The organism is Barnesiella sp., from assembly GCF_022723415.1.
Taxonomy (GTDB): Bacteria; Bacteroidota; Bacteroidia; order Bacteroidales; family Barnesiellaceae; genus Barnesiella; species Barnesiella intestinihominis.
The window spans coordinates 1-8,328 of record NZ_JAIJHU010000083.1 but is presented as its reverse complement, the minus strand read 5'-3'; the positions used below and the strand labels follow the sequence as shown (position 1 = coordinate 8,328).

At 47.3% G+C, this 8,328-nt stretch carries 4 protein-coding genes; 1 reads left to right on the top strand and 3 read right to left on the bottom strand.

Translation table 11 applies throughout. The annotated features are described in order from the left end of the window. Window positions 1-118 precede the first annotated feature (118 nt). Window positions 119-2,086 carry a PorE family type IX secretion system protein gene (gene porE / locus QVD32_RS12095; RefSeq protein ID WP_118687368.1) on the bottom strand — a complete coding sequence of 656 codons (1,968 nt, stop codon included), beginning with the start codon at window positions 2,084-2,086 and terminating at the stop codon, window positions 119-121. Window positions 2,087-2,208: 122 nt separating this feature from the next. Continuing rightward, the gene (locus tag QVD32_RS12090) at window positions 2,209-3,426 is read right to left on the bottom strand and encodes an S-adenosylmethionine:tRNA ribosyltransferase-isomerase (RefSeq protein WP_008861300.1); all 1,218 of its coding nucleotides are present in this window, start codon (window positions 3,424-3,426) and stop codon (window positions 2,209-2,211) included. Between the two features lie 114 nt (window positions 3,427-3,540). Between QVD32_RS12090 and QVD32_RS12085 the strand changes: the two genes are divergently transcribed. Beyond that, complete coding sequence (locus QVD32_RS12085) at window positions 3,541-4,602, top strand: DUF2027 domain-containing protein (protein WP_118687367.1); 1,062 nt, start codon at window positions 3,541-3,543, stop codon at window positions 4,600-4,602. A gap of 644 nt (window positions 4,603-5,246) precedes the next feature. Here QVD32_RS12085 and QVD32_RS12080 read toward each other — a convergent pair. After that, complete coding sequence (locus tag QVD32_RS12080; RefSeq protein ID WP_118687366.1) at window positions 5,247-8,054, bottom strand: TonB-dependent receptor; 2,808 nt, start codon at window positions 8,052-8,054, stop codon at window positions 5,247-5,249. Window positions 8,055-8,328 lie beyond the last annotated feature (274 nt).

The window sequence follows — 8,328 nt, the reverse complement described above, 5'->3', positions numbered from 1 at the left end:
CAATAGCGGGCTATTGACAAAAATCAAGGGATTCAAGATGCGAGACAGGAGCTCAATATGGCCGGAACATACCTGCTTGAAATGATAATATTATTTCTCAATAAATTTAAAACAGCTTCTAATATAAGTTCCACGTAATAGAGAGGACTTGAAACTCAGTACGTCGGTTTATCTGGTTGGCTATTTCTTGGTCTTCGGGAGAGAGCCCGTTGATATATTTTTCATCGAGTACATCGCCTTCTTTAAATTGCGGATATTGTGTGGCGAGTTTTTTAGTGATGACTTTGGGACGGCTTTCCCCGTAGCCTTTCGGTTGCAGACGGTCGGGATTAATGCCCGATTTGATAAGGTAGTCTACTACCGAGCGGGCACGGCGGTCAGACAATCGCAGGTTGTACTGCTCCGAGCCTTTTAAATCGGTGTGTGCACCCAATTCGATAGATACGTTGGGATTGTCGTTCAACATCTTAACCAGTTCGTTTAGCGAAGTTTCCGATTCGGGACGTAAAGTCGCTCGGTCGAAGTCATAAAATATGTTTTCGATGAGAATGGGTTTACTGATAGATGCCAGTACGAAGTTAACACCGTATTCGGCATCGGCCTCTTCGTTGTCCGAGATAAATTCTTGTTTTGAATTCAGATAGCCTCGGCAGCTGGCCAGCATGACATAGTGCACTCCCCGGTCGAGTTTGAAGCGGAAACTGCCGTCTTTTCGGGCAAATTCTTTTTGGTTCGATCCGTCGTTACCCACGATACGGATAATTGCATCGGGCACGGGTTCATCGTCCTTGTCGATGACTGTGCCGCTTATCCATACGCTTATCGACGGAAGTTCGAAACTGTATATGTTGTCATATCCGCGTCCGTCTCCGCGGTTCGATGAAAAAAATCCGCTTTCTTCTTCCCCGAAGGTAATGCCGAAATCGTCGGCCTGCGAATTGATGGGAGCCTTCATATTCTCGATTTGCCAGAAGCCCGAGTCGTTCATTCTCGCTTTGAAAATATCCAGCCCTCCCATACCGGGGTGACCGTCCGATGAAAAATAAAGGTCGCCGTTCGACCGGATATAGGGGAACATTTCGTCGCCCGGTGTATTGATTTGTACACCTAAATTTTCGAGAGTACCCTCTTTTTCGGTTAACGATATGCGCCAGATGTCCTTCCCTCCGTAACCGCCCGGCATGTCCGACACGAAATAAAGGAATTCTCCGTCGGGTGATACCGCCGGGTGGCCGAATGCCGATAGGGTATCGGCCGTTATTTCGTATTTTTGCGGGGCGCTCCATTGTGCGCCGGTACGGGTGGAAGTATAGATTTCTACCGATGTGTCGGCGTTAGGCTCTCGGCGAGCTTTGGTCAGATACATGGTCGTACCGTCGGGACTGAAACTGATTACTCCCTCGTCGTCTTCTGTGTTTACGTCACCCTCTATGGGTTCGGGCTTTTGCCAAGCTCCCCGCTCGTTTTTTTTAGAGAAAAACAGATCGCAGTTTTTGGTTCCGGTGATACCGCTTTTATTCTTGCCCAATGCCTTTTCGGTAGACGAGGAGAAATAAACTTGGTCGAAATCTTCTCCTAAAAACATCGGTGCGAAATCGCTCCGTCGAGAGTTGAACATGGTCGCTTTTTTCACGATATACCGTGTAGGCGTTTTCTTCCATTGCTGGGCTAAGTTGCAACCCCGTATTCCGTTTTTGGCGAGACTGCTTTGCGGATTCGTTTCCAAATAGGCTTGGTAATTCTTGATAGCTTCTTTGTATTTCCCTTCGTACTGTTGGCTGCGGGCTAAATAAAACAGAGCCATGCTGTCGGGGTAGTCGTATCGGATTGCATTCTGGTAGGCGGCAGAGCTCCGCGGAGCCATGTTGATGCGGCGGTAACACTCGGCCATTTTGAAGGCGATTTCTCCTCGTAGTTTCCGCTCTTTCCGGGGATTCGTCTTGCTGTATACTTTACGGTAAGTCTGGGCGGCATCATAAAATTCGCCCCGGGCATACTGTTCGTTGGCGACACTTAGTTTCGCCCCCGAACATGACACCAGCAATGCGGCTGTCGCCAATCCCCAAAGTACCGTTTTTATTTTCATGTATCTTATTGAATACAACCGACGATAAGCGGACGGCCTTTCGTCCGTTTTTATCCTGTACCGATCTATTATAGATACGTTTTTTCCCCCGTTTTATTGTGTTTGCACTCTATGGAACTGGCTTATGGAAGTAATAGCGAACTGTCTCCGTAGCTGAGAAACCTGAAATCGTGGCTCAGTGCATAGTCGTATATTTCTCTCCATCGTCCGTTTACGAATGCCGAGACTAACAGTAGTAAAGTACTCTGCGGTTGATGGAAATTGGTTATCATTCCCTGTACGATGTGATAGCGGTATCCCGGCGCAATGATAATCTGGGTGGCAGTTACCAATCGGTCCATATTCCGGCGGTCGAGGTATTCGACGATGTTGCGGAGCGATTGTCGCGAGTCTATTTCTTCGCTTCCGTCGTATGGTTGCCATTGCCCCACGGAGAGAGAGTCCGGTAAAATGTTCGGGTTGTGTTCCAACATTTTCCCGATGTAGTAGAGGCTTTCGAGCGTTCGTACCGAAGTGGTTCCCACAGCGATCACCCGGCGGTCGGTACGGCTCAGCTCATCGATGAGGTTGCGGCTCACCGAGATATATTCGGTGTGCATCTCGTGCCCTTCGAGAGTTTCGCTTTTTACCGGTTTGAATGTCCCGGCTCCCACGTGTAAAGTCAGTTCGAGAGTGGGTATGTTCTTTTCTTTCAGTTTGTTCAGTACTTCCGGAGTAAAATGTAGTCCGGCGGTCGGTGCGGCCACCGAACCCTCTATTTTCGAATAAACGGTTTGGTAGGTCGTTTTGTCGCTCTCTTCCGTTTCCCGGTTCAGATAGGGGGGAATGGGCAATTCTCCCGCATGGTCGAGCAGTGTGGCGAAGGTTACATCGGAGTCGTCCCACGAAAAATGCACCTCGTGCGCATTACCGTGCGGCAATCCTCGTTCGGCACGGAAGTTTACGGTTTTACCATCGATGTTCACCGATTGGGTCAGCACGCCGTTTTTCCATTTTTTCAGGTTTCCCACGAGGCACAGCCACGAGCACGAGCCGGTCGATTGGAACGAGAGGGAATATTCGTGCGGTTCGAGCGGTTCGAGGCAGAACACCTCGATGAGCGCACCCGTCTCTTTTCTGAAATGCAAGCGGGCTTGTATCACCCGGGTATTGTTGAATACCAGCAGACTATCCGCCGGCAATACCTTCGGTAGTTCGTGAAATCGGTGTTCCTCGATTTCTCCTTTTCGGTAAACCAGTAATTTTGAGTCGTCTCGCTTGGACAGAGGAAATTTAGCGATACGTTCGTCGGGTAGCGGATAATTGAAATCTTCGATACGAATATTCTGAGTTTTTTGCATAATCTGTTTTGAATATCGTGCAAAAATAAGCAACTTTGCCGAATATAGCACGGTTTGTCACAGCGAAATCGCATGTCAGTACAACGGTGCGGTCGATATTAAAATGATGAAATTATGGTAAAAGTTGGCGATAGGGTCCGTTACCTCAATGCTGTTGGGGGCGGAATCGTGGTAAGAATAGCGAAAGATATAGCTTATGTCGATGAGGACGGGTTTGAGACTCCCGTATTGGCACGGGAGTGCGTCGTTGTGGAACCGGCGGAACCTGCGAAAAAAGCAGCTTCTGTTCCAGCCTCGAAAGTCGTGACGGTTCCTTCGGTAGAGAAGGCATACGCTCCCGAGGAGGACGATGAAGATTCGTTCGCTGTGGAGGAACGACCCGAAGGAGAAAAGTTGAATATAGCTCTTGCCTATATCCCCGACGAAAGCAAACATCTCAATACGACCCGCTTTTCCTGTTATTTGGTAAATGACAGTAATTACTATCTCTATTTCTCGTACCTCAGCCGGGACGATGAGGGGTGGCGTACCCGTTATGCCGGTATGGTAGAGCCGAATATACAAGTTATGCTCGAAGAGTTCGGACAGGAAGATGTCAATTCGCTCGAACGTATCTGTATTCAGTACATCGCTTTCAAAAAGGATAAACATTTCTCGTTGAAAAGTCCTGTCGCTGTGGAGTATCGTTTGGATACCACCAAATTTTACAAGCTGCACACGTTCCGCGAGAGTCTCTATTTCGATGAGCCTTCGTGGACGCTCGATATCGTGAAGAACGATATGCCCGTGCGTCCTGTGGTGTTCGATGCTTCTGACCTCGAAAGGGCCATGAAGATGAAAAAGAGTGCCGATATACCCCTTCGTAAACCGGTTGTCAAACATGCCGAAAAAACGGCTATTGTGGAAGTGGACCTCCACGCCTCCGTGCTTCTTGATACGACAGCGGGGCTTACCAGTTCCGAAATACTCGACTACCAGTTGGGGAAAGTCAGGGAGACCCTCGATCAATATCGCCATGCAAAGGGGCGTAAAATTGTTTTCATTCACGGCAAGGGTGAAGGCGTATTACGCAATGCTCTCTTGAAAGAGATTCGCGACAAGTACAAGAACTGCTCTTGTCAAGATGCCTCGTTCCGGGAATATGGTTTCGGAGCGACGATGGTTACTGTGCATTAGGCAATCGGTTGTGTAATCGATTTTGTAAGAAGTATATATGAAAAAATTACTTTCACATATACCCTCTTCCCTGCCGTGTCCCGTAGTATTACGGGGTGTTTTGCATGTCAAAATATAGGGAGAGGTGACAGAAGAGTCGGAAAACAGAAAGGCATTAACCTTCTGCCCTGCGCACGTATGTGCGATAGGGCAGAAGGTTAATCCTTACAGCCAAAATCTTATGAAATTCTTTCAACCCCTCTCCTAAGAAATTACCGTATCTTCGGTGTCTCCCTTATATTACTGACGTAACTCCCCGTAATACTATGGGACACAGCTGGGGAGAAGGACAAACATGATATATAGGAAAGTATTACCCTCCTCCTCTGTGTTTTGCACAGCAAAATATAGGGGAGGTGGCACGAAGTGACGGAGGGGTTAAATAAATATCCACAACAGAGAAAACGCATCAAGATATCGACACTCTCCCTCTGCTCATTGTAGATGAAATAGGGGGAGTGCCCGCAGGACGAGGGGGTTAAATTCTACGATCAAAGATTTCTATCTTTTTTAGCCTTTCTCCTAAGAGACCTGAACATGGTTATCGACAAAGATTTCATCGCTAAAATTCAAGTTTACCCTCACCGATTTTCTACTGAGCCGTTTTACCAACGTCTCCCTCCCGGACGACCCGGGTGTCCCGGCGGTGGCCCATATCCGTGAGGCCCTCGGTCGAAACGATCCATATCGGGTTTCTTATCGCCGAATGTATTGAATCGATAGGTGAAGGTTATCAATCCATAAGTATCGAGCGTGTTATATTCCACATCTTGGATATAGTTACCCGTGACGGTTCGTCGTATGCTGTTCCTTTGTCCCAAGATGTCGTACACCTTCAAGGCGATGGTGGCGTTTTTCCCTTTCAGGAATTGATAAGAAGCCTGTGCGTTCCACAACCAGCTCTCTGTATTGTATCCGGCAGAATATCCGGCAGATCCGCTGTAAGTTATATCGGTTCCTAATGTTATCGACCACGGCAGATAGCCGTTTACATTGAATGTGCCTCCGTAATTATGGGTGCTTTGATCGTTCCGACTTTGCATACTGTTGGTTGCCAAAGCATAACGATAGTTGCCCCGAAGTTCGGCATCGAAATAATCCGATCGGAATGCCAATCCTAAATTTTCTATGGCATTGAACGAACCGGCATCGTTGCGAGTACCATTATTATAACCGACGCTGTTACTGTAACTGATTCTGCTGAAACTGTTTAATTGCCAGTGCTTGTTTCGAAAAGGGGTACTATACATCAGCATTCCGGCGGCATTCCATACTCCGTTTACGTTGCGATAGGTTGTCCGCTGTCCTCCGGTTTTGGAATCGTAGGTAGTTTCCGAAATGATACTGTTGGTAGTGAATCCTCCGTCGATCATAGCCATGATAGCTCTCTGGGTCTTTTCGTCGTAGTCGTTGAAGCGGGCACGGAATCTGTTTTGGAACGAGGGTTTCAGTTCAGGATTACCCACGACGATACGCAAGGGGTCCGAACGGTCTTCGACCGGTTGCAACTGGTTCATCGACGGTTGGGACGAGTAGCCCCGGTAGTCGATACGTAGAGAACTCTGTTTTCCCATTTTGTAGCGGTAGCGTAGGTAAGGTGCTACGTTGAATACCGTGCGCTTGGGTATATTGCGTTCGCTGTTTATCAAGTCGATAGATTGAGAACTCGAAGGGACGGCTGCCACCCCGATGTCGTAGGTATAATTGGCCGTCACTTGCTTGAATCCGATTTGTGCTCGGTGTGAATAGTAATCGTTACGGAAACTGTTGCTCAGCTCATCGTTTCGCACCGTGTCGTAAGGTATGGCGAAAGGATCGTTTAAGATGTCATAAGTATATTTGTCTGCATTGTTGAAACTGGCTTGAAACCGATAGGAAAATGTTAGAAAACGTCCTTTCTTCACGTCGCCCAACGGTTCTGTCCAAGTAAACCGTGCGCCGTAGCCATTGCTCCACGTGTGATTGTCGTCCATTTGGTCGAGCGTACTGTCTTTGTCGAGCATGTAATATTTATAGAGGGCTTTGGTCCACCCGTCCTCTTTTGTGTTGCTATAACTATATTGCGCTTGTATACTGAACGAGCGTCCCGGACGGTTACGGAATTTATGATTATAAATCAATTCGCCCGATAAATCATACCCTGTACCCTTATTGTGGTTGTCGCTTTCGCTGAAATTTACTTTACTGCGGGCTATGTCGCCGGCAGTAGTAAGAGCCGAATCATAGCTGTCCGATTTGGAAAGAGCCACGGAAAATCTCGGACGGAATTCGAGTGTATTCAGAGAGTCTATTTCCCAGTGTAGTCTGAAATTCCCCCTGATGTTTTGCCCGTTGTCTTTCATTTTGTTATACCCGCTGTAATACGAGGTACTGTCTTCGAACATGTTTTGCCGTTCGGTGCGTTGCAAAACGTCTCGATTACTGTTGTTGTAACTGATATCTCCGCCGACTCGGAACGCATCTCCCTTGCCGACATTGAAGTTTACGCCTACATTGTGACTGGTGTTGATACCGTTCATACCCCCGAATCGACGAAACCGGCTTCCGCCCATATCGGTGAATCCCATATTATTCGTGTTGTTCGAACCTGCAAGGATAGTCACTTGGTTGTCACCGAAGAAATGGTTGAGCATAGCCCCGGCCTCATATCGTCCGTCCAGACCGTATCCGCCTGTTACATTACCGAACCAACCGTGTTTCATACCCTCTTTTATAGTCAGGTTGATAACGGTTTCCTCCTCCCCGTCGTCGACTCCGGTCAAGCGGGCAAGGTCCGATTTTCGGTCTACGACTTGCAGCTTTTCGATGATGTCCACGGGCAGGTTTTTAGTAGCCACTTTGGGGTCGTCCGAGAAGAACTCTTTACCGTCCACTAATATTTTGGTAATCTCCTTTCCCGCATGGGTTATTTTTCCCTCGCTATCCACCTCGACGCCCGGCAGTTTTTTCAACAAATCCTCGACGACAGAATTGGGCTGTGTTTTATAAGAGTCGGCATTAAACTCCACCGTGTCTTCTTTAACTACCACTTCGGGAGCTTTACCCACCACTACGGCTTCCTGTAACAATACATCGTTGCTACCCAATAGAATATCTCCCAAATTTCTTCGAGGCTGCCCTTTCGATAGCTGCACGGGTTCGTATGCGGTTCTATATCCCAAGAATGAAAATGCGGCAATATAATTCCCCGCTTTCGGGACTTTCAGAGAAAATGTTCCGTTGTCTTTGCTGGAAATCCCCGTAACGAATGTGCTGTCTTTCGCCGATAACAACCGGATACTCACCTGCGGTAATGGCAGATTGTCGTTTTTGTCTTTAACGATACCCGAAATTGTAAATTGTGCCGCTACGCTCTGCGCGATGGTCGATAAAAAAATACACAGAAATAGGGCAATAAAACCTCTCTTATTCATCTTAAAAAAATCAATCTATTGATCACAACGTTTATAAGACCTTGACACCCCGCCAAAGTTTAAATGCCCACTCGCTTTTTTACATTTTTTAGGCTAATATTTAGAAGATGTTTTAAATTTATTCCGAGACAGATTGAGACCTATGTTTGAAGCAGATTGGAGTCCGAGATATGCAGTCAATAGCGGGCTATTGACAAAAATCAAGGGATTCAAGATGCGAGACAGGGGCTCAATATGGCCGGAACATACCTACTTGCAATGATAATATTATTCT